This window comes from Bradyrhizobium sp. NBAIM18, from assembly GCF_020193825.1.
In the GTDB taxonomy this organism is placed as follows: domain Bacteria; phylum Pseudomonadota; class Alphaproteobacteria; order Rhizobiales; family Xanthobacteraceae; genus Bradyrhizobium; species Bradyrhizobium yuanmingense.
Map to the genome: position 1 here is coordinate 277,617 of NZ_JADYVO010000007.1, position 19,204 is coordinate 296,820.

Genomic DNA, 19,204 nt, shown 5'->3' on the forward strand with positions numbered 1-19,204 from the left:
CCTAGAACAACGACTTTGCCGCGGCGGAGGCGACGCTCACCACGGGCCCCGCGAACAGCGCAAACAGCAGGTTGAATAGGCCAGCGACCGCCAGCACCGTCCGCACTTCGATGCGGACCGGATCGACCCGGCCGGCTGGCTCGTCGAAATACATCGTCTTGACGATGGCGAGATAATAGTAGGCGCCGACCACGCTGGTCAGCACGCCGATGACGGCGAGCGTGAACAGGTTCGCCTTGATGGCGGCGACGAAGACGTACCATTTGGCGAAGAAGCCGGCGAGCGGCGGAATGCCGGCGAGCGAGAACAGCAGCATCGCGAACATGAAGGCGAGCAGCGGATTGGTGCGCGACAGGCCGGCGAAATCGCTGATCTGCTCCACGGCCTGGCCGTTGCGCTTCATGGCGAGGATGATCGAGAACGAGCCGAGCGTCATCGCGACATAGATCACGATGTACATCAGGACGCCCTGCGCGCCTTCGACCGTGCCGGAGGCAAGGCCGACCAGCGCAAAGCCCATGTGACCGATCGACGAATAGGCCATCAGGCGCTTGATGTTGCTCTGGCCGATCGCGGCGAAGGAGCCGAGCGCCATCGAGGCGATCGACACGAACACCAGGATCTGCTGCCATTGCGAGACGATGCCGGGGAATGCGGTGAGCGTCACGCGGGTGAAGACGGCGAGCGCGGCGACCTTCGGCGCCGAAGCGAAGAAGGCGGTGACCGGGGTCGGCGCGCCCTCGTAGACGTCAGGCGTCCACATGTGGAACGGCACGGCCGAGACCTTGAAGCAGAGGCCGACGAGCAGGAAGACGAGGCCGAACACCAGGCCGACATTCGAGACCGTCGCGGCCGCGGCGATGCCGGTGAAGCTCACCGTGCCGGTGAAGCCGTAGACCAGCGAGGCGCCGTACAGCAGCATGCCCGAGGACAGCGCGCCGAGCACGAAGTACTTCAGGCCGGCTTCGGTCGACTTGGCGTTGTCGCGGTTCGAGGCCGCCACGACGTAGAGCGCTAGCGACATCAATTCGAGGCCGAGATAGAGCGAGATCAGGTCGCCGGCCGAGATCAGCACCATCATGCCGAGCGTCGAGAGCAGCACGAGGATGGCGTATTCGAAAATCCGGCGCGACGGGTCTGACAGGAACTCGGTCGACAGGACGAGCGTCACGGCCGAGCCGATCAGGGCCAGGATCTTCATGAAGCGGGCGAAGTCGTCGACGATGAAGCTGCCGCCGAACGTCACCTGCTTGCCCGCGGGCTGCATGTAGACGAGCGCGCCGACCACGATCAGAAGCACCACGGCCAGAGAGGTGACGGTTTTGGTCGTCTCCTGCCCGCGATAGGCGCCGAGCATCAGCAGCGCCATCGCGCCGACCGCGAGCACGAGCTCGGGCAGCACCGGCGCCAGTTGATAACCTGCAGTCGAAAAGCTCATGGCGATATCCTGACCTGCCCGATCACTGGAGCAGTGCGGCGGCCTTCACGGCCGTCACGGCGGTGTTGTAATTGTTGACGAGTTGCTGGACCGAGGCGGCCGACATGTCGAGCACCGGCTTCGGATAGACGCCGAACAGGATCGTCAGCGCGATCATCGGGAATAGAATGACGCACTCACGCAAGGTGAGATCCTTCATGCTCGCCAGCTGCGGCTTGACCAGCGCTCCGAACACGACCTTGCGATAGAGCCATAGTGCGTAGGCCGCCGAGAGGATCACGCCGAAGCTGGCGAAGAACGCGGTCGGGATCGAGACCTTGAAGGTGCCGAGCAGCGTCATGAATTCGCCGACGAAGCCGCTCGTGCCGGGCAGACCGACATTGGCCATGGTGAACACCATGAAGGTCATCGCATAGAGTGGCATCCGGTTGACGAGGCCGCCATAGGCCGCGATCTCGCGGGTGTGCAGGCGGTCGTAGACGACGCCGACGCAGAGGAACAGTGCGCCGGAGACAATGCCGTGCGAGATCATCTGGAACACGCCGCCGGCGACGCCCTGCATGGTGCCGGCGAAGATGCCCATGGTGACGAAGCCCATATGCGCGACCGAGGAGTACGCGATCAGCTTCTTCATGTCCTCCTGCATCAGGGCGACCAGCGAGGTGTAGATGATGGCGATGGCCGAGAGCGTGAACACCAGCGGCGCGAAGTCGTGCGAGGCCAGCGGGAACATCGGCAGCGAGAAGCGCAGGAAGCCGTAGCCGCCCATCTTCAGGAGGATCGCGGCGAGGACCACGGAGCCCGCGGTCGGTGCCTCCACGTGCGCGTCGGGGAGCCAGGTGTGCACCGGCCACATCGGCATCTTCACCGCAAAGGAGGCGAAGAAGGCGAGCCACGCCCAGGTCTGCAACGACCGCGGCACGGCGGTGTGCATCAGGGTCGGGATGTCGGTGGTGCCGCCGTTCCAGTACAGCGCCATGATGGCGAGCAGCATCAGGACCGAGCCGAGCAGCGTGTAGAGAAAGAACTTGAACGAGGCATAGACCCGGCGCGGACCGCCCCAGACGCCGATGATCAGGAACATCGGGATCAGGCCGCCCTCGAAGAACAGGTAGAACAGCACGAGATCGAGCGCCGAGAAGGTGCCGATCATCAGCGTTTCCAGGATCAGGAACGCCATCATATATTCGCGGACGCGGTTGGTTATCGCCTTCCAGCTCGCGATGATGCAGAACGGCATCACGGCGGTGGTGAGGATCACGAGCGGCAGCGAGATGCCGTCGACACCCATGTGGTAGGTGATGCCGGTGGCGAGCCAGTTCGCCTTCTCGACGAACTGGAAGTCGGGGTTGCTGGGGTCGAAGCGCATGACCAGGATCACCGACACCGCGAAGGTGATCAGCGTGGTCCAGAGCGCGATCCAGCGCGAATTGCGCCGCGCCGCCTCGTCGTCACCGCGGCTCAGATAGACGATCAGCGCGCCGACCAGGGGCAGGAACGTCGTGACCGAAAGAATTGGCCAGGTTGTCATTTACTGGCCTCCAAAGCCGAACATGAACCAGGTGATCAGGCCGGCGGCGCCGATCAGCATGGCGAATGCATAGTGATAGAGATAGCCGGTCTGGATCTTGACGACGTTGCGGGTGACGTCCAGCACGCGGGCCGAGACGCCGTCGGGGCCGAAGCCGTCGATGATGAAGCCGTCGCCCTTCTTCCAGAGCTGGTAGCCGATCCACTTCGCCGGTCGAACGAAGATGATGTCGTAGAGCTCGTCGAAGTACCATTTGTTGAGCAGGAACTGGTATAGCATCGGCTGCGTGTTCGCGAGCTCGACCGGCAGGTAGGGCCGGCGGATGTAGAACAGGTAGGAGACGAGGAAACCCAGCACCATCATCACCGTCGGCAGGAAGGCGATGGTCTGCGGGATGTGATGCATCTCCTCGATGATGTGCGGGTTCATCTTGACGGACTCGCGGAAGAACTCCTCGACCCCGTGTCCGGCGAACAGCTCCTTGAACGGGAGGCCGGCGACGAACGAGCCGACCGCGAGCACGCCGATCGGGATCAGGATCCAGAGCGGAGCCTCATGCGCGGCCTCGTAATGATGCTCGTCATGCGGCTCGCCGTGGAAGGTCTTGAAGATCAGGCGCCAGGAGTAGAACGAGGTCAGGCCGGCGGCGACGATCGTCATCAGGAAGCCGTACATCGCGAACGGATTGTGCGAGGCGTAGGCGGACTCGATGATCGCGTCCTTGGAGAAGTAGCCGGCGGTGAGCGGAAAGCCGGTCAGCGCCAGCGTGCCGACCACCATCACGGCATAGGTGTAGGGAATCTTCTTCCAGAGGCCGCCCATGTTGCGGATGTCCTGCTCGTGGTGCATCGCGTAGATCACCGAGCCGGAGCCTAGGAACAGCAGCGCCTTGAAGAAGGCATGGGTGAACAGGTGGAACATGCCGACCGAATAGGCCCCTGCTCCCATCGCCACGAACATGTAGCCGAGCTGCGAACAGGTCGAGTAGGCGACGATGCGCTTGATGTCGTTCTGGACGAGGCCGATGGTCGCGGCGAAGAACGCCGTGGTCGCGCCGAAGAACATCACGACGGCCTGGGCATTCGGAGCGAGCTCGAACAGCGGCGACAGGCGCGCCACCATGAAGACGCCGGCGGTGACCATGGTCGCGGCGTGGATCAGCGCCGACACCGGGGTCGGGCCTTCCATCGCGTCCGGCAACCAGGTGTGCAGCAGGAACTGGGCGGACTTGCCCATCGCACCCATGAACAGCAACAGGCAGGTCAGCGTCAGCGCGTCTGCGTGCCAGCCGAGGAAGTTGATGGTCTTGCCGGTGAGGCCGGGTGCGGCGTGGAAGATGGTCTCGAAGTCGGTCGAGCCGACTAGCATGAAGACCGCGAAGATGCCGAGCGCGAAGCCGAAGTCGCCGACGCGGTTGACCACAAAGGCCTTGATGGCGGCAGCGTTCGCCGAGGGCTTCTGGTACCAGAAGCCGATCAGCAGATAGCTGGCGAGACCGACGCCTTCCCAGCCGAAGAACAGCTGCACCAAATTGTCGGCCGTCACCAGCATCAGCATGGCGAAGGTGAACAGCGATAGATAGCCGAAGAAGCGCGGCCGGTTCGGGTCCTCGTCCATGTAGCCGATGGAATAGAGGTGCACGAGCGAGGAGACGGTCGTCACCACCACCAGCATTACGGCGGTGAGCGTATCGACGCGCAGCGTCCACCAGACCTGGAGATCGCCGGAGAAGATCCAGGGCAGCAACTGGATCCTGTAGTCGTGATGCATGAAGCCGACGTCGACCAGCGTCATCCAGGACAAGGCCGCCGAGACGAACAGCAGCCCGGTGGTGATCAGCTCGGCCGCGCGCGAGCCCGCCGCCGGCGGCTCGGTCGGGCCATGGCCGTGATCGTCGTGCCCATCGCCGGGCTCGTGATGGGTCTCGTGGATGACGGAGGCATCCTCGTTGATCTTGTCGGACGCATGGGCATGCGCGCCATGGCCGTGGTTGCCGTGATGCTCGAGCTCGTCGCCCGAGGGGTTGCGGGCATGGGCGCCGAACAGCGCGATCAGGCCAGCCAAAATGGCGCCCAGCAGAGGCAGGAAAACGATCGCCTGAACCATTTGAGAGCTCAGCCCTTCATCAGATTAACGTCCTCAACCGCGATCGAGCCACGGTTGCGGAAATAGACCACCAGGATGGCGAGGCCGATCGCAGCTTCCGCAGCCGCGACCGTCAGCACCAGCAGCGCGAAGACCTGGCCGACGATGTCGCCGAGAAAGGTCGAGAACGCCACGAGGTTGATGTTGACCGAGAGCAGGATCAGCTCGATCGACATCAGGATGACGATGATGTTCTTGCGGTTCAGGAAGATGCCGAGGATGCCGAGCGTGAACAGGATCGCGCCGACCGCCAGATAATGTCCGAGCCCGATCGTCATTTCACCCACTCCGCCGCATCCGCGTCCGAAAGCCCCTGCCCCGGCGCCACCTTGCGCACCGCCATCGCGATGTCGGGCGTGCGCGCGTTCTGAACGTTGATGTCCTGCCGCTTGACCTTCTCCTTGTGGCGCAGCGTCAGCACGATGGCGCCGATCATGGCGACCAGGAGCACCATGCCCGAGAGCTGGAAGTAGTGGATGTACTTCGTATAGAGCACGAGACCGAGCGCCTCGGTGTTGCTGACGTTGGCCGGGATCGCCGCCGTGATCGTCTTGGAGACGCCGGGATTGATGACCCAGAAGCCGACGGTGAGCAGCAACTCGAACATGAAGATGCCGCCGATCACGAGGCCGACCGGCAGGTACTCGATGAAGCCCTCGCGCAGCTCGAGGAAGTCGACATCGAGCATCATGATCACGAACAGGAACAGCACCGCGACCGCGCCGACATAAACGACGATCAGCATCATGCCGAGGAACTCGGCGCCCATCAGCACGAACAGGCCGGAGGCGTTGACGAAGGCCAGGATCAGGTACAGCACGGAGTGCACGGGATTGCGCGAGACAATCACCATCACGGCCGAGGCGACGCAGACGCCGGCGAAGAGATAAAAGAACAGCGCGGGAAGGATCATGCCCTCACCTCACCGGTACGGCGCGTCGAGCTCGATCGCCTTGGCGATCTCGCGTTCCCAGCGGTCGCCGTTGGCGAGCAGCTTGGCCTTGTCATAATAGAGTTCCTCGCGGGTCTCGGTCGCGAACTCGAAGTTCGGGCCCTCGACGATGGCATCGACCGGACAGGCTTCCTGGCAGAGGCCGCAATAGATGCACTTCACCATGTCGATGTCGTAGCGCACGGTGCGGCGGGTGCCGTCGTTGCGGCGCGGGCCGGCCTCGATGGTGATGGCCTGCGCCGGGCAGACCGCCTCGCACAGCTTGCAGGCAATGCAGCGCTCTTCGCCGTTCGGATAGCGGCGCAGCGCGTGCTCGCCGCGGAAGCGGGGCGAGATCGGGCCCTTCTCGAACGGATAGTTCAGCGTCGGCTTCGGCTGAAAGAAATAACGCATGGCGAGGAAGAACGCCGAGACGAATTCCGACAGCAGAAGCGAGCGTGCAGTGGCGTTTACGTTGATACCCATGACGGCCCTCACTTCGGCGCGATGCCGGCGAAATGCAGCACGCCGGCCACCACGATCACCATCGCCAGCGACAGCGGCAGGAACACCTTCCAGCCGAGGCGCATCAGTTGATCGTAGCGGTAGCGCGGCACGATCGCTTTCGCCATCGCGAACAGGAAGAACATGAAGAACAGCTTGAGCGAGAACCAGATGATCCCCGGCACCCAGTTGAAGGGTGGCAGGTCCACCGGCGGCAGCCAGCCTCCGAGGAACAGGATGGTCGCCAGCGCACACATCGTGACGATCGCGACATACTCGCCGAGCATGAACAAGAGGTACGGCGTCGAGCCGTACTCGACCATGAAGCCGGCGACGAGCTCGGATTCGGCTTCGACGAGGTCGAAGGGCGGACGGTTGGTTTCCGCCAGCGCCGAGACGTAGAACACCACGAACATCGGGAACAACGGCCAGACGTACCAGTTCAGGATCGTCAGCTGCGGCAGCCCGATCAGGCTGGCGAGGCCGCGCGCGTGCTGGGCCTCGACCACCGCCGTCAGGTTCAGCGTGCCGGCGCAGAGCAGCACGGTGATGATGACGAAGCCGATCGAGACTTCGTACGACACCATCTGCGCCGCCGAGCGCAGCGCGGCCAGGAACGGATACTTCGAGTTCGACGACCAGCCGGCCATGATGATGCCGTAGATCGACAGCGACGAGATCGCGAAGATGAAGAGGACGCCGACATTGATGTCGGCGATCACCCAGCCGAGATTGGTCGGGATCACCGCCCAGGCGGCGAGCGCGAGCACGCATGAGACCAAGGGAGCAAGAAGAAACACGCCCTTGTTGGCGCCGGCCGGAATGATCGGCTCCTTCAGCACGAACTTGAGCAGGTCGGCGAAGGATTGCAGCAGGCCCCAGGGGCCGACGACGTTTGGGCCGCGCCGGATCTGCACCGCCGCCCAGATCTTGCGGTCGGCGAGCAGGATATAGGCGATCGCGACCAGCAGGACGACGAGCACGAGGACGCTCTGCGCGACCATGATGATCAGCGGCCAGAGGAACCCGGTCCAGAATGCGCTTTCGAAGAATTCCATCAGATCACGCTCACTCCGCTGCGGTCAGCATCTGCCCGGAGGCGAGGCGCGAGCACTCCGCCATCACGGCGGACGCACGCGCGATTGGGTTGGTCAAATAGAAGTCCTCGACCAGAGGCTTGAACGGCGCCTTCTCGGGCGAGCCGCCCTTGCCCGCCAGCTTCTTGATCTGGTCGGCCGAGCCGGCCTCGATCTGGTCGAGACGGATCAGATGCGGCACGGCCTTGAACACCGCCTGGCGCAGGGCTTGAAGCGAGTCATAGCCGAGCTTCTTGCCGAGCGCTTCCGACAGTGCGCGGATGATCGCCCAGTCCTCGCGGGCCTCGCCCGGCGGGAACGCGGCGCGGCCCGTCATCTGCACGCGGCCTTCGGTGTTGACGTAGATCACGGACTTCTCGGTGTAGGCGGCCGCCGGCAGGATGACGTCGGCGCGGTGTGCGCCGCGATCACCATGGGTGCCGATATAGACGACGAAGGTGCCGTCAGACGCCTTGATCTCGTCGGCCCCGAGCAGGAACAGCAAGTCGAGCGTGCCGAAGGTCGTCATCTGCGCAGCATTGAGGCCGCCGCTGGTTGCGGCAAAGCCGATGTCGAGCGCGCCGACGCGCGAGGCGGTCTCGTGCAACACGCCAAAACCGTTCCAGCCGTCCTTGACCGCGCCGGCATCGAGCGCGAGCTTGGCGCTGGCGGCGAGAATGGCGGCGCCGTCGTGACGGGCGGCCGCGCCCGCACCGACCAGGATGATCGGTTTCTCAGCGTTCTTCAGCACGTCCATGAAGGAATGCTTGCCGGCCGCGAGCTCGGCCAGCGTCTCGGTACCGGCACCGAGATGGTCGTAATCATAGGTCAGGTCGGCCTTGGCACCGATCACGCCGACCTTGAAGCCGCCGGCGCGCCAACGCTTGCGGATGCGGGCGTTGAACACGGCCGCCTCTTTCCGCGGGTTCGCGCCGATGATGAGCAGCGCGTCCGCCTGCTCGACGCCGGCGAGCGTCGGATTGAAGATGTAGGAGCCGCGGCCGAGCGCGGGATCGAAGGCGTCGCCGCCCTGCACCGCCAGATTGCTCGAACCGTATTTGCCGAGCAGGTCCTTCAGCGCGAACATCTCCTCGACGCCGGCGAGATCGCCTGCGATCGCGCCGATGCGCTTGCCGTCGGTGCGCGCCGCCTTGGCGGCGATTGCGGCGAAGGCCTCGGTCCAGCTCGCGGCGCGCAGCTTGCCGGCTTCGCGGATATAGGGCCGGTCGAGGCGCTGGGTGCGCAGGCCGTCGACCACGTGCCGGGTCTTGTCGGAGATCCACTCCTCGTTCACGGCCTCGTTGATGCGCGGCAGGATCCGCATCACCTCGCGGCCGCGGGTGTCGACGCGGATCGCAGAACCGACGCCGTCCATGACGTCGATCGACTGGGTCTTGCCGAGCTCCCACGGGCGCGCCGCGAAGGCATAGGGCTTCGAGGTCAGCGCGCCGACCGGGCAGATGTCGACGAGGTTGCCCTGCAATTCGGACGTCAGCGCGTGCTCCAGATAGGTCGTGATCTCCATGTCCTCGCCGCGGCCGGTGGCGCCCATCTCGGGCGCGCCGGCGACTTCCGCCGAAAAGCGGACGCAGCGCGTGCACTGAATGCAGCGGTTCATGGAGGTCTTGACCAGCGCGCCGAGATATTTGTCCTCGACCGCGCGCTTGTTCTCGGCGAAGCGGCTGGTGTCGACACCATAGCCCATCGCCTGGTCCTGCAGGTCGCACTCGCCGCCCTGGTCGCAGATCGGGCAGTCCAAGGGATGGTTGATCAGGAGGAATTCCATCACGCCTTCGCGTGCCTTCTTCACCATCGGCGAACGCGTCGAAATCTCCGGCGGCTCGCCCTTGGGGCCCGGACGGCAATCGCGCACGCCCCAGGCGCAGCTCGCGACCGGCTTCGGGCCGCCCTTCACCTCGACGAGGCACATCCGGCAATTGCCGGCGATCGACAGCCGCTCGTGATAGCAGAAGCGCGGAATCTCGGCGCCGGCCGCCTCGCACGCCTGAAGCAGCGTGTACTCGGCCGGGACATCGATCTCTTTGCCGTCGATGATGAGCTTGGTCATGTCTCTTACTCCGCCGCGACCATGTTCACGGGATCGCGGACGCCGATGTCGTCGACATCGGCCTTGTGCGAATATTGGTCGATGCGCGCTTCGATCTCGTGGCGGAAGTGCGTGATCAGGCCCTGGATCGGCCAGGCCGCGGCGTCGCCGAGCGCGCAGATGGTGTGGCCTTCGACCTGCTTGGTGACCTCGAGCAGCATGTCGATCTCGCGCTTATGGGCGCGGCCTTCGGCCATGCGGGTCAGCACGCGCCACATCCAGCCCGTGCCCTCGCGGCACGGCGTGCACTGGCCGCAGCTCTCGTGCTTGTAGAAATAGGAGATGCGGGCGATCGCGCGGATCAGGTCGGTCGACTTGTCCATCACGATCACGGCGGCGGTGCCGAGGCCCGAGCGCAGCTTGCTCAGGCTATCGAAATCCATCGGCGTGTCGATGATCTGCTCGGCCGGCACCATGCGCACCGACGAGCCGCCGGGGATCACGGCCTTGAGGTTGTCCCAGCCGCCGCGAATGCCGCCGCAATGCTTCTCGATCAGCTCACGGAACGGGATGCCCATGGCCTCTTCGACATTGCAGGGCCGCTCGACATGGCCGGAGATGCAGAACAGCTTGGTGCCGACATTGTTCGGGCGGCCGATGCCGGCGAACCACGCCGCGCCGCGGCGCAGGATATCGGGCGCAACGGCGATGGATTCGACGTTGTTGACGGTGGTCGGGCAGCCGAACAGACCGACATTCGCCGGGAACGGCGGCTTCAGCCGCGGCTGGCCCTTCTTGCCTTCGAGGCTTTCGAGCAGCGCAGTCTCCTCGCCGCAGATATAGGCGCCGGCCCCGTGGGCGACGTAGAGGTCGAACGGCCAGCCGTTGAGATTGTCCTTGCCGATCAGCTTGGCTTCATAGGCCTGGTCGATTGCGGCCTGAAGGCGCTCGCGCTCGCGGATGAACTCGCCGCGGACATAGATGTAGCAGGCATGCGCGTTCATCGCGAAGCTCGCGATCAGGCAGCCCTCGACCAACAGATGCGGATCATGCCGCATGATCTCGCGGTCCTTGCAGGTGCCGGGCTCGGATTCGTCGGCGTTGACGACGAGATAGCTGGGACGGCCGTCGGTCGATTCCTTCGGCATGAAGGACCACTTGAGACCGGTCGGGAAGCCGGCGCCGCCGCGGCCGCGCAGGCCCGACGCCTTCATCTCGTTGATGATCCAGTCGCGGCCCTTGTCGATGATGTTCTTGGTGCCGTCCCAGGCGCCGCGGCGCCGCGCACCCTCGAGCCCCCAATCATGGAGGCCGTAGAGGTTCTTGAAGATGCGGTCCTTGTCCTCGAGCATATCAGTGCTTTCCGATCAACGAATGGACTGCTTGTAGGCAAGTCCGGCGGCGCAGACGGCGAAGAACAGCGCCCAGAGCAGACTGGTCTCCTGCGACGCGTTCATGAAGTAACGCTGCAGCAGGAACATGAAGGCAGCCGCGATCGCGGCGTGCATGGCGACGAAGCCCCATTTCTTCACGGCCGCGGTCCCTCCGGTTACGACGAGATCACGCATCAGGTGATCTCCTTGAGCGTGGTCGGTCCGGTCATCGGCGCCGAGAATTGGCGGCCGTTCTGCGGACCGGGCTTGGGCGGATTGCCCGAAGCGAAGCCATCGAGCACCTTGCCAAAGCTTTCCTTGGTCAGGTCCTCATAGGTGTCCTTGCCGATCAGCACCATCGGCGCGTTCACGCAGGCCCCCAGGCACTCCACTTCCTCCCAGCTGAAATTGCCGTCCTTGGAGAGATGGAAGGGCTCGTGATGGATGCGGTGCTCGCAGACGTGGATCAGATCCTCGGCGCCGCGCAGCCGGCACGGCGTGGTGCCGCAGACCTGGACGTGGGCCTTCTTGCCGACGGGGGCGAGCTGGAACATGGTGTAGAAGGTCGCGACCTCCAGCACGCGGATATAGGGCATGTCGAGCATGTCGGCGATGACGCGGATCGCGGCTTCCGACACCCAACCCTCGTTCTGCTCCTGCGCACGCCAGAGGATGGCGATGACTGCGGAGGCCTGACGGCCTTCGGGATATTTCGCGATCTGCTGCCGGGCGAATGCGAGGTTCTCCTGCGTGAACGCAAAGCTCGCGGGCTGGACTTCCTTCGGTGCTAATCGGCGAACGGACATCTCTTCAATCTCTCACTGCATGCGGCGCGCGGACTTGGCATTCAGATTTTTGGCATTCAGATTTTTGGTATCCAGGTTCTTGGCGTTCATGGCCTCGATCCTGTCCTGCCAGAATGCGCTTGCGGTGCCGAAAACGTTGTAGCCGACGTGGGTCGAGACCTTGATGCGGTCGAGGATCGACAGCTCGGTCACGGTCTCCATGCGGTTGCTGCGCGGATCGAACACGATCAGCTTCAGCGGGGTCTGTTCGAGGATGAAGCGCGACACGGCGTGAGAACGGTCGCTGCCGTGCTCCTCGCACATGATGACGCTGTCGGCCTGAAGCAGCCGTGCCCCGCCCTTGATCGCCTCGATCTCGACGCCTTCGACGTCGAGCTTGATCAGGTACTTGCCGGTGGCCGCGACCTTGCCGTCCTCGATCAAATTGTCGAGCGCGATCACCGGCACCTCCTCGCCGCCCGCCGACTGATCGCCGGCGATGCTGAAGGCCTCGTGCTTGGTGCCCGACAGACGCGCGGTGCCGCGCGTCGCGCCAATGGCGCATTTCATGGTCTCGAAGCGGCCAGCGTTGATGCGGGCATTGTTGGCGAGCTTCGAATAGTTCTGGCCCGACGGCTCGATCGCGATCGCTTTATGCGCGCCGAACGGCTTGCTCGAGACCAGCACCGACCAATAGCCGTAATTTGCGCCGCAATCGAGCAGCGTGTAGTCGACGTCGATGGAGTTGGCGAACAAGAGCTCGAGCTCGTCCTCATAAATGTAGGAGCGGTTGAGCAGCTTGCTCCAATAGCCGTCGCCGTAAGGGAATTCGAACACCGCGTCGGGATTGAGCCTGATCGCGATGTTGCGCTCGGGCAGCGTCTTGCGCAGCAAATTCGCGCAGGCGATGTAGCCCATGTGCGAGAAGTGCGAGGAGATCTTCGATCCCGCCACCAGCGCCAAGGCAGCCGTCCGCTCCCACAGGTTGGCCCCTTCAAGAGCCCCCGAGGCACGGTCAAACTGGATTGGCGCCTGCGCCATCACCGATCGACCTCTCCGAACACGATGTCGAGCGAGCCCAGGATCGCCGAGACGTCGGCCAGCAGATGGCCGCGGCAGATGTGGTCCATGGCCTGGAGATGCGCGAAGCCCGGCGCGCGGATCTTGCACTTGTAGGGCTTGTTGGTGCCGTCGGCGACGAGATAGACGCCGAACTCGCCCTTGGGCGCCTCGACCGCAGCGTAGACCTCGCCGGCCGGCACGTGAACGCCTTCGGTGTAGAGCTTGAAGTGGTGGATCAGCGCTTCCATCGAGCGCTTCATCTCGCCACGGCGCGGCGGCGCGACCTTGTTGTCTTCGACGACGACGGGGCCCTTGCCGTCAGGCGCATTCAGCTTCTGGATGCACTGCTTCATGATGCGCACGGACTGGCGCATCTCTTCCATGCGGATCAGGTAGCGGTCGTAGCAGTCGCCGTTCTTGCCGATCGGAATGTCGAAATCCATCTCGGCGTAGCACTCATAGGGCTGCGACTTGCGCAAGTCCCAGGCCGCGCCCGAGCCGCGCACCATCACGCCCGAAAAACCCCATTCCCAGGCCTCCTTGAGCGGCACCACGCCGATGTCGACGTTGCGCTGCTTGAAGATGCGATTGGCGGTGAGCAGACGGTCGAGATCGTCCACAACCTTGAGGAACGGATCGCACCAGGCCTCGATGTCGTCGACCAGTTTCTGCGGCAGGTCCTGATGCACGCCGCCGATACGGAAATAGGCCGCATGCATGCGGCTGCCCGAGGCGCGCTCGTAGAACACCATCAGCTTCTCGCGCTCTTCGAAGCCCCACAGCGGCGGGGTCAGCGCGCCGACGTCCATCGCCTGCGTGGTGACGTTGAGCAGATGCGATAGGATGCGGCCGATCTCGCAATAGAGCACGCGGATGAGCTGGCCGCGGCGCGGCACCTCGATGCCGAGCAGCTTCTCGGCGGCGAGGCAGAAGGCGTGCTCCTGGTTCATCGGCGCCACGTAGTCGAGCCGGTCGAAATAAGGGATCGCCTGGAGATAGGTCTTCTGCTCGATCAGCTTCTCGGTGCCGCGGTGAAGCAGGCCGATATGCGGATCGACGCGCTCGACCACTTCGCCGTCCAGCTCCAGCACGAGGCGCAGCACGCCGTGCGCCGCAGGATGCTGCGGACCAAAGTTGATCGTGAAGTTGCGAAGATTCTGCGGTTGCTCGTTCATGATCAGACCTTCGGCCCCGCTTTTTCATCGCCCGGAAGCACCGGATAGTCGGCACCTTCCCAAGGAGACAAAAAGTCGAACTTGCGGAATTCCTGGTTGAGCCGGACCGGCTCGTACACCACCCGCTTCTCCTGGTCGTCGTAGCGGACCTCGACGAAGCCGGTGAGCGGGAAATCCTTGCGCAGCGGATGGCCCTCGAAGCCGTAGTCGGTGAGGATGCGGCGCATGTCGGGATGGCCGACGAAGAACACGCCGTAGAGGTCGTAGGCTTCGCGCTCGAACCAGTCCGCGCCCGGGAAGACGTCGATCAGCGAGGGCACCTGCGTGGTCTCGTCGGCTTGCGCCTTGAGCCGGATGCGCGCGTTCAAGGTCGGCGACAGGAAGTGATAGATCACGTCGAAGCGCTTCTCGCGATCCGGATAGTCCACCGCCGTGATGTCGGTGATGTTGACGAACCGGCAGTTCGGGTCATCGCGGAGGTACTTGACCACCTCGACGATCCTGGCGGCCTCGACGTCCACGGTGAGTTGGTTGAAGGCCACCGAGTGACCGGTCGCGGCGCCCGGAAGCGCGCTAACGATCGTCTGCCCCAGGGCGTCGAGCTTGGCGTCGTCCATGACGTAAAACCTTAGCGTTCGATGGTGCCGGTGCGCCGGATCTTCTTCTGCAGCAGCAGCACGCCGTAGAGCAGCGCCTCCGCCGTGGGCGGGCAGCCCGGCACGTAGATGTCGATCGGCACGATGCGGTCGCAGCCGCGCACGACCGAGTAGGAATAGTGATAATAGCCGCCGCCATTGGCGCAGGAGCCCATCGAGATGACGTAGCGCGGCTCGGGCATCTGGTCGTAGACCTTGCGCAGCGCCGGCGCCATCTTGTTGGTCAGTGTTCCCGCAACGATCATCACGTCGGACTGACGCGGCGAGGCACGCGGGGCGAAGCCGAAGCGCTCGACGTCGTAGCGCGGCATCGAGACCTGCATCATCTCGACCGCGCAGCAGGCCAGACCGAAGGTCATCCACATCAACGAGCCGGTGCGCGCCCAGGTGATGAGGTCGTCCGTCGCGGCCACGAAGAAGCCCTTGTCGGACAGCTCGGAATTGACCTCGAGGAAGAACGGATCATTGGCCCCGACCGGCTTGCCGGTCGAAGGATCCAGAATGCCCTTCGGGGCCGGTGCGATCACCGGACCTGCGGACTGTGTAGCCGGGTTCAATCCCATTCGAGGGCCCCTTTCTTCCATTCATAGGCGAACCCGACCGTCAGCACGGCGAGGAACACCACCATGGACCAGAAGCCGGTCGCGCCAAGCTTGCCGAACGCCACCGCCCAGGGAAACAGAAACGCCACCTCGAGATCGAAGATGATGAACAGGATGGCGACGAGATAGAAGCGGACGTCGAACTTCATGCGGGCGTCGTCGAAGGCGTTGAAACCGCACTCATAGGCCGACAGCTTTTCGGGATCCGGCTGCTGGAACGCCACGATGAACGGCGCGATCAGCAGCACGAGGCCGATCAGGCCCGCTACCCCTATAAAGACGACGAGTGGAAGATAGTTCTGCAGAATGCCGCTCATTGGCGAGCCCTTTTCCCGCAGCCTCGGGACAGCCACGGATTCGTCCGATTTGGAATTATTCTGAGCCTTAGCGCAGTGCACCAATGGGCGCAAGACACGCTCTTTTCAGGCCCTTTGCCGCCCCCAGAACGGTGAAAATCCCGGAATCACCCCGCGGCTGGTATGGAGCAGATCGCCCTACCCAGCAAGGGCTGCCACGGTCTCGCAGGTCAGCCGTTCTGAGATTGCGGCACTCGCGCCGAGGCAGCTATCGCTGCGCGCTGACCGACCAAATGCTCGGGTTTTTGGGGCGGCAGTGCAGCGCCGCAGGGGCAACCTCCCCGTTGTCGCGGCGACAGATTTGCCGATCGGCGCGGTCAGGACCACCGATGCTGGTGCCGCCGCCTGAGGTGCAGGAAAGACCTGTCCACAGCTACGAGTAATCGGAGGAGCCATGCGTCATCACAGGACCGGGGCTCGTCCGGCGAATGTGCCCGCGATTGGCTCCAAGCCGGTCGCGGGCGCGGCGGCGACCTGCCGGTCGCTCGCGCCGCGCCCGGATGAGCTTTGGGCCGGGGGGCATGGCCCGCGAGCTCATCGTAACCGCAGATCAGCGGACGCCCAGGTGGAGCCGAGCGAACGTCACGATCGGTTGCGCTTCGTCCCAGAGCCTTCCGGCCCTGCCCTCGCCTGTCCTCACCATTTGTAGGAGACGCTGGCGGTGACGCGCCGACGATCGCCATAGAAGCAGGACGAGGCCGAAGCACAGCTCGCGACGTAGATCTTGTCGGTCAGGTTGATCACGTTGAGCGCCGTGCGCCAGTTCTGCCATTCATAGTGGAGCGCGAGATCGCCGAGCACGACCGCGGGAACCTCGAGCGTGTTGGCCTGGTCGGCCCAGGACGAGCCGATGTAACGCACGCCACCCCCGAAGCCGAACCCTGCGAGCGGTCCGTCCCTGAAGGTGTAGTCCGCCCAGCCCGACACCAGGAGTTCGGGCGTGTTGGTCGGCGTCTTGCCGACGAGCGTCGAATCGAGATCCTTGCTCACGAAGAGATTATAGGACGTGAAGGAGCCGATGAATTTCAGCTCCTTGGTGGCATTGGCCACCGCTTCCAACTCGATGCCGCGCGAGGTCACCTCTCCGGTCTGGTTCTGCAGCACCGGAACGATGCCCGCGCCCGTGGTCGTCGTCACGTTCTGGCGAACCAGATCGAAAACCGAAACGGTGAAATAGCCGTCGAATCCGACCGGCGCGACCTTCACGCCGATTTCGGCCTGCTTACCGGTCTCCGGCAGGAAAAGCTGGTTCGACGCATTGAGGCCGATGATTGGATTGTAGCTCGTCGAATAGGAGACGTAAGGCGCGATGCCGTTGTCGAAATTGTAGATCAACCCGGCGCGGCCGCTGAACCTGCTGTCGTCGCGGCTGGCGACGCTGGCGCCGGTGTCCCGAGCCTCCTGCGTCGTCTCGACCCAGTCATTGCGGCCGCTCAGCACCAGCGTGAAATTGCCGAGCTTCATCTGGTCCTGAACGTAAGTGCCAGCCTGTTTCTGCGTGATGAGGAAGTTGCGGAACGGCGAGCCGGGTAGCGGAACCTCAGCTCCCCCGTAGGCAGGATTGAAGACGTTGATCGAGGGCACACCGAACCCGAAGGCCTGGTAATCGTCGATTTGATAGCCCCGCAGATCGACACCGAACAGCATCGTGTGCCTGACGGCGCCGGTGTTGAAACGATACTCCAGCTGGTTGTCGAGATTGGCCTGGTTCGCGGTGTTTTTCGCATACCAGTTATAGCGACCCATCGTCGCCGTGTTGATGTTGTCCCAGCCGTTGCCGACATAGCCGCGATAGGTGATGTCGACATGCGCAAAGCGCGCGTTCTGACGGAACGTCACATCGTCGGTGAGATGGCGCTCGAACTGATAGCCGAGCATCTCCTGCTCGCGCGTGAACTTGTCGACACTGGGATCGCCGACGAAGAAGCTGGTCGGGATCTTACCGAACGGCGCGCTGGTCACCGTGCCCTGATAAGGCAGGAAGTTGATGCCGCGGGTATCCTGCTTCGAGGCCGACGCCAGCACCGTGAAGGTCGTGTCGGCATCGGGCTTCCACGTGACCGACGGCGCGATGAAGTAGTTGTTGTCAGGCGTGAAGTCGACCTGCGTGCCGCCGTTCTGGACCTGGCCGACCACGCGCGCGAACAGCTTGCCGTTATCAGGACTGGTCGCAACCGGACCGCCCATGTCGAAGCTGACATAGGCATTGCCGAAATTGTTGACGCCGGTCTCGATGTAACGGATCGGTTCGGCCGGCGGCATCTTGCTGATGACGTTGACGATGCCGCTCGGGCTCGATCCGCCGTAGAGCACCGCGGACGGACCGCGCAGCACCTCGACGCGCTCCATGTTGGGCGTCTGCAGCTTCCAGCTCGCATAGGACGTGTAGAACAGCTGCATGCCGTCGAGGAACAGCCCAATGTCCTCGGACTTGAAGCCGCGGATCAGCCACCAATCGTTGCGCGTGTCCGTACCGAAAGTCCCTGCCCGCACGCCGGCGGTGTAGCGCAGAACCTCGTCGAGCTTGTTCGGCTTCTGGTCGCGGATCTGCTCGGCACCGATGACGGACACCGCCTGCGGCGTCTCCATGATCGGCGTGTTGGTCTTGGTGCCCGACGAGCTGCGGCCGGCGACATAGCCGTTCACCGGCCCGCGCGGCGTCTCGACGAAGCCGACGTCGCGCCGCGGCTGCGGCCTGTTCGTGGCAGGGGTCTGCGCCGATATCCGCGTCGCGCGGCGCTGAGGCGTCGCCGCGGTGCGGCGGCGCGCTTCCGGCGCCGTGACCGTCACCGGCGGAATGTTCTGCGCGCCACTCTGCGCGGAAGATTGTGCAAGCGATGCCTGAGGCATCAAGACCCAAGCGGATGCGGTCGCCAACACGGCCGACCGCAGCATTCCAAGACTGTTCAACGCGCCACCCCAAAGCTGCATGTTCGATGCGTCATGCCGCCTGTCCCCCAGACGCCATGCGCTTGCAGTGACGCTTATGTGAGGGCGCGCGATTTCCCTAATTGAAAGCTTCTTAGAAAGACTCTTAGAAATGCTCCAATATTTTCGCATGTTGCTGCAACATCAGGGGGCTTCGGCGGCGATCACCGAAAGACGATCGGGCGGCCAAACGGCGCCCCAGACCAGCCCATCGCGGCCGTCCAAATGAAACTTGCCGGCCGGGCGAGATGAAACCATTTTGCGGAACCCGCGAAACCATCCGGAAACAGATGGCCCGTAGAAGATGAGCCCATAGACGGCGGCAAAGCCCGTCGGGAGGCTCAGATGAACCACTCAATTCATTCTGCTGATCGTGCGACCCACCTGAAGATCGTGGTGGTGGCGCTGGTGGCCGGCATTGCCGTGGCCGGCTTCGGGATCGCGGCCCGCACCCATGCCGATTACAGCCAGACCGCCCAGTCCACCCAGGTCATCAAGGCCGGCAAGCCGGTGGTCGTGACCAGCGCGGGGACGTCGGAGATTCGCTGAACAACCGGAAAAGGTCCGGTTTGATACCAAACGGCCGCCTTCGGGC

The 19,204-nt window shown here is 63.9% G+C and carries 19 protein-coding genes; 1 reads left to right on the top strand and 18 read right to left on the bottom strand.

What is annotated here, in order from left to right:
• Position 1: 1 nt before the first annotated feature.
• The 18 genes from nuoN to I6F17_RS18545 form a co-directional block, all read right to left on the bottom strand.
• Positions 2–1,438, bottom strand: a complete 1,437-nt coding sequence (gene nuoN, locus I6F17_RS18460; protein WP_036039013.1) for an NADH-quinone oxidoreductase subunit NuoN — start codon at positions 1,436–1,438, stop codon at positions 2–4.
• Positions 1,439–1,460: 22 nt separating this feature from the next.
• Positions 1,461–2,969, bottom strand: coding sequence for an NADH-quinone oxidoreductase subunit M (locus I6F17_RS18465; RefSeq protein ID WP_036010164.1), 1,509 nt, complete (start codon positions 2,967–2,969; stop codon positions 1,461–1,463).
• Positions 2,970–5,075, bottom strand: a complete 2,106-nt coding sequence (nuoL, locus tag I6F17_RS18470; RefSeq protein ID WP_225124064.1) for an NADH-quinone oxidoreductase subunit L — start codon at positions 5,073–5,075, stop codon at positions 2,970–2,972. It lies immediately after the preceding gene.
• A gap of 8 nt (positions 5,076–5,083) precedes the next feature.
• Positions 5,084–5,392: an NADH-quinone oxidoreductase subunit NuoK gene (gene nuoK / locus I6F17_RS18475; RefSeq protein WP_008547737.1), complete on the bottom strand. Its 309-nt coding sequence runs from the start codon at positions 5,390–5,392 to the stop codon at positions 5,084–5,086.
• Positions 5,389–6,027 (bottom strand): NADH-quinone oxidoreductase subunit J, encoded by a 639-nt coding sequence (locus I6F17_RS18480; protein WP_036010173.1) that lies wholly within the window; start codon positions 6,025–6,027, stop codon positions 5,389–5,391. The genes nuoK and I6F17_RS18480 overlap by 4 nt, the downstream gene beginning before the upstream one ends.
• A gap of 9 nt (positions 6,028–6,036) precedes the next feature.
• Positions 6,037–6,525, bottom strand: coding sequence for an NADH-quinone oxidoreductase subunit NuoI (gene nuoI, locus I6F17_RS18485; RefSeq protein WP_027550624.1), 489 nt, complete (start codon positions 6,523–6,525; stop codon positions 6,037–6,039).
• Positions 6,526–6,539: 14 nt separating this feature from the next.
• The gene (gene nuoH, locus I6F17_RS18490) at positions 6,540–7,607 is read right to left on the bottom strand and encodes an NADH-quinone oxidoreductase subunit NuoH (RefSeq protein ID WP_085969087.1); all 1,068 of its coding nucleotides are present in this window, start codon (positions 7,605–7,607) and stop codon (positions 6,540–6,542) included.
• Positions 7,608–7,617: 10 nt separating this feature from the next.
• Positions 7,618–9,693 carry an NADH-quinone oxidoreductase subunit NuoG gene (gene nuoG / locus I6F17_RS18495; RefSeq protein ID WP_225124063.1) on the bottom strand — a complete coding sequence of 692 codons (2,076 nt, stop codon included), beginning with the start codon at positions 9,691–9,693 and terminating at the stop codon, positions 7,618–7,620.
• A 5-nt stretch (positions 9,694–9,698) separates the two neighbouring features.
• Entirely contained in the window at positions 9,699–11,024 is a 1,326-nt protein-coding gene (gene nuoF / locus I6F17_RS18500) for an NADH-quinone oxidoreductase subunit NuoF (RefSeq protein ID WP_036025343.1), read from the bottom strand.
• Between the two features lie 15 nt (positions 11,025–11,039).
• Entirely contained in the window at positions 11,040–11,240 is a 201-nt protein-coding gene (locus I6F17_RS18505) for a hypothetical protein (RefSeq protein WP_050991808.1), read from the bottom strand.
• A complete protein-coding gene (gene nuoE / locus I6F17_RS18510) occupies positions 11,240–11,851 on the bottom strand; it encodes an NADH-quinone oxidoreductase subunit NuoE (RefSeq protein WP_036039020.1) in 612 nt (203 codons plus the stop codon). The genes I6F17_RS18505 and nuoE overlap by 1 nt, the downstream gene beginning before the upstream one ends.
• A 12-nt stretch (positions 11,852–11,863) precedes the next feature.
• Positions 11,864–12,871, bottom strand: coding sequence for an FkbM family methyltransferase (locus I6F17_RS18515; protein WP_036039022.1), 1,008 nt, complete (start codon positions 12,869–12,871; stop codon positions 11,864–11,866).
• Positions 12,871–14,067 carry an NADH-quinone oxidoreductase subunit D gene (locus I6F17_RS18520; RefSeq protein ID WP_036010192.1) on the bottom strand — a complete coding sequence of 399 codons (1,197 nt, stop codon included), beginning with the start codon at positions 14,065–14,067 and terminating at the stop codon, positions 12,871–12,873. The genes I6F17_RS18515 and I6F17_RS18520 overlap by 1 nt, the downstream gene beginning before the upstream one ends.
• A gap of 2 nt (positions 14,068–14,069) precedes the next feature.
• Positions 14,070–14,684: an NADH-quinone oxidoreductase subunit C gene (locus tag I6F17_RS18525; protein ID WP_036010195.1), complete on the bottom strand. Its 615-nt coding sequence runs from the start codon at positions 14,682–14,684 to the stop codon at positions 14,070–14,072.
• 11 nt (positions 14,685–14,695) lie between these two features.
• Complete coding sequence (locus I6F17_RS18530) at positions 14,696–15,280, bottom strand: NADH-quinone oxidoreductase subunit B (RefSeq protein ID WP_172783815.1); 585 nt, start codon at positions 15,278–15,280, stop codon at positions 14,696–14,698.
• The gene (locus I6F17_RS18535; protein WP_008136158.1) at positions 15,277–15,642 is read right to left on the bottom strand and encodes an NADH-quinone oxidoreductase subunit A; all 366 of its coding nucleotides are present in this window, start codon (positions 15,640–15,642) and stop codon (positions 15,277–15,279) included. Before I6F17_RS18535 ends, I6F17_RS18530 begins: the two co-directional genes overlap by 4 nt.
• A gap of 675 nt (positions 15,643–16,317) precedes the next feature.
• Positions 16,318–18,576 (bottom strand): TonB-dependent siderophore receptor, encoded by a 2,259-nt coding sequence (locus I6F17_RS18540; protein WP_225124062.1) that lies wholly within the window; start codon positions 18,574–18,576, stop codon positions 16,318–16,320.
• 177 nt (positions 18,577–18,753) lie between these two features.
• Complete coding sequence (locus tag I6F17_RS18545; RefSeq protein ID WP_225124061.1) at positions 18,754–18,963, bottom strand: hypothetical protein; 210 nt, start codon at positions 18,961–18,963, stop codon at positions 18,754–18,756.
• Here I6F17_RS18545 and I6F17_RS18550 point away from each other — a divergent pair.
• Positions 18,955–19,158 (top strand): hypothetical protein, encoded by a 204-nt coding sequence (locus I6F17_RS18550; protein WP_036010204.1) that lies wholly within the window; start codon positions 18,955–18,957, stop codon positions 19,156–19,158. The genes I6F17_RS18545 and I6F17_RS18550 overlap by 9 nt on opposite strands.
• Positions 19,159–19,204: the final 46 nt, after the last annotated feature.

What these genes read in the sequence shown, in the direction of transcription:
- I6F17_RS18535 (WP_008136158.1), bottom strand. Translation starts at nt 15,642, where the DNA reads ATGAGCGGCATTCTGCAGAACTATCTTCCACTCGTCGTCTTTATAGGG.
- nuoK (WP_008547737.1), bottom strand. Translation starts at nt 5,392, where the DNA reads ATGACGATCGGGCTCGGACATTATCTGGCGGTCGGCGCGATCCTGTTC.
- I6F17_RS18465 (WP_036010164.1), bottom strand. Translation starts at nt 2,969, where the DNA reads ATGACAACCTGGCCAATTCTTTCGGTCACGACGTTCCTGCCCCTGGTC.
- I6F17_RS18480 (WP_036010173.1), bottom strand. Translation starts at nt 6,027, where the DNA reads ATGATCCTTCCCGCGCTGTTCTTTTATCTCTTCGCCGGCGTCTGCGTC.
- I6F17_RS18540 (WP_225124062.1), bottom strand. Translation starts at nt 18,576, where the DNA reads ATGCTGCGGTCGGCCGTGTTGGCGACCGCATCCGCTTGGGTCTTGATG.
- I6F17_RS18505 (WP_050991808.1), bottom strand. Translation starts at nt 11,240, where the DNA reads ATGCGTGATCTCGTCGTAACCGGAGGGACCGCGGCCGTGAAGAAATGG.
- nuoE (WP_036039020.1), bottom strand. Translation starts at nt 11,851, where the DNA reads ATGTCCGTTCGCCGATTAGCACCGAAGGAAGTCCAGCCCGCGAGCTTT.
- nuoN (WP_036039013.1), bottom strand. Translation starts at nt 1,438, where the DNA reads ATGAGCTTTTCGACTGCAGGTTATCAACTGGCGCCGGTGCTGCCCGAG.
- I6F17_RS18525 (WP_036010195.1), bottom strand. Translation starts at nt 14,684, where the DNA reads ATGGACGACGCCAAGCTCGACGCCCTGGGGCAGACGATCGTTAGCGCG.
- nuoF (WP_036025343.1), bottom strand. Translation starts at nt 11,024, where the DNA reads ATGCTCGAGGACAAGGACCGCATCTTCAAGAACCTCTACGGCCTCCAT.
- nuoG (WP_225124063.1), bottom strand. Translation starts at nt 9,693, where the DNA reads ATGACCAAGCTCATCATCGACGGCAAAGAGATCGATGTCCCGGCCGAG.
- I6F17_RS18520 (WP_036010192.1), bottom strand. Translation starts at nt 14,067, where the DNA reads ATGAACGAGCAACCGCAGAATCTTCGCAACTTCACGATCAACTTTGGT.
- nuoH (WP_085969087.1), bottom strand. Translation starts at nt 7,607, where the DNA reads ATGGAATTCTTCGAAAGCGCATTCTGGACCGGGTTCCTCTGGCCGCTG.
- I6F17_RS18550 (WP_036010204.1), top strand. Translation starts at nt 18,955, where the DNA reads ATGAACCACTCAATTCATTCTGCTGATCGTGCGACCCACCTGAAGATC.
- nuoL (WP_225124064.1), bottom strand. Translation starts at nt 5,075, where the DNA reads ATGGTTCAGGCGATCGTTTTCCTGCCTCTGCTGGGCGCCATTTTGGCT.
- I6F17_RS18515 (WP_036039022.1), bottom strand. Translation starts at nt 12,871, where the DNA reads ATGGCGCAGGCGCCAATCCAGTTTGACCGTGCCTCGGGGGCTCTTGAA.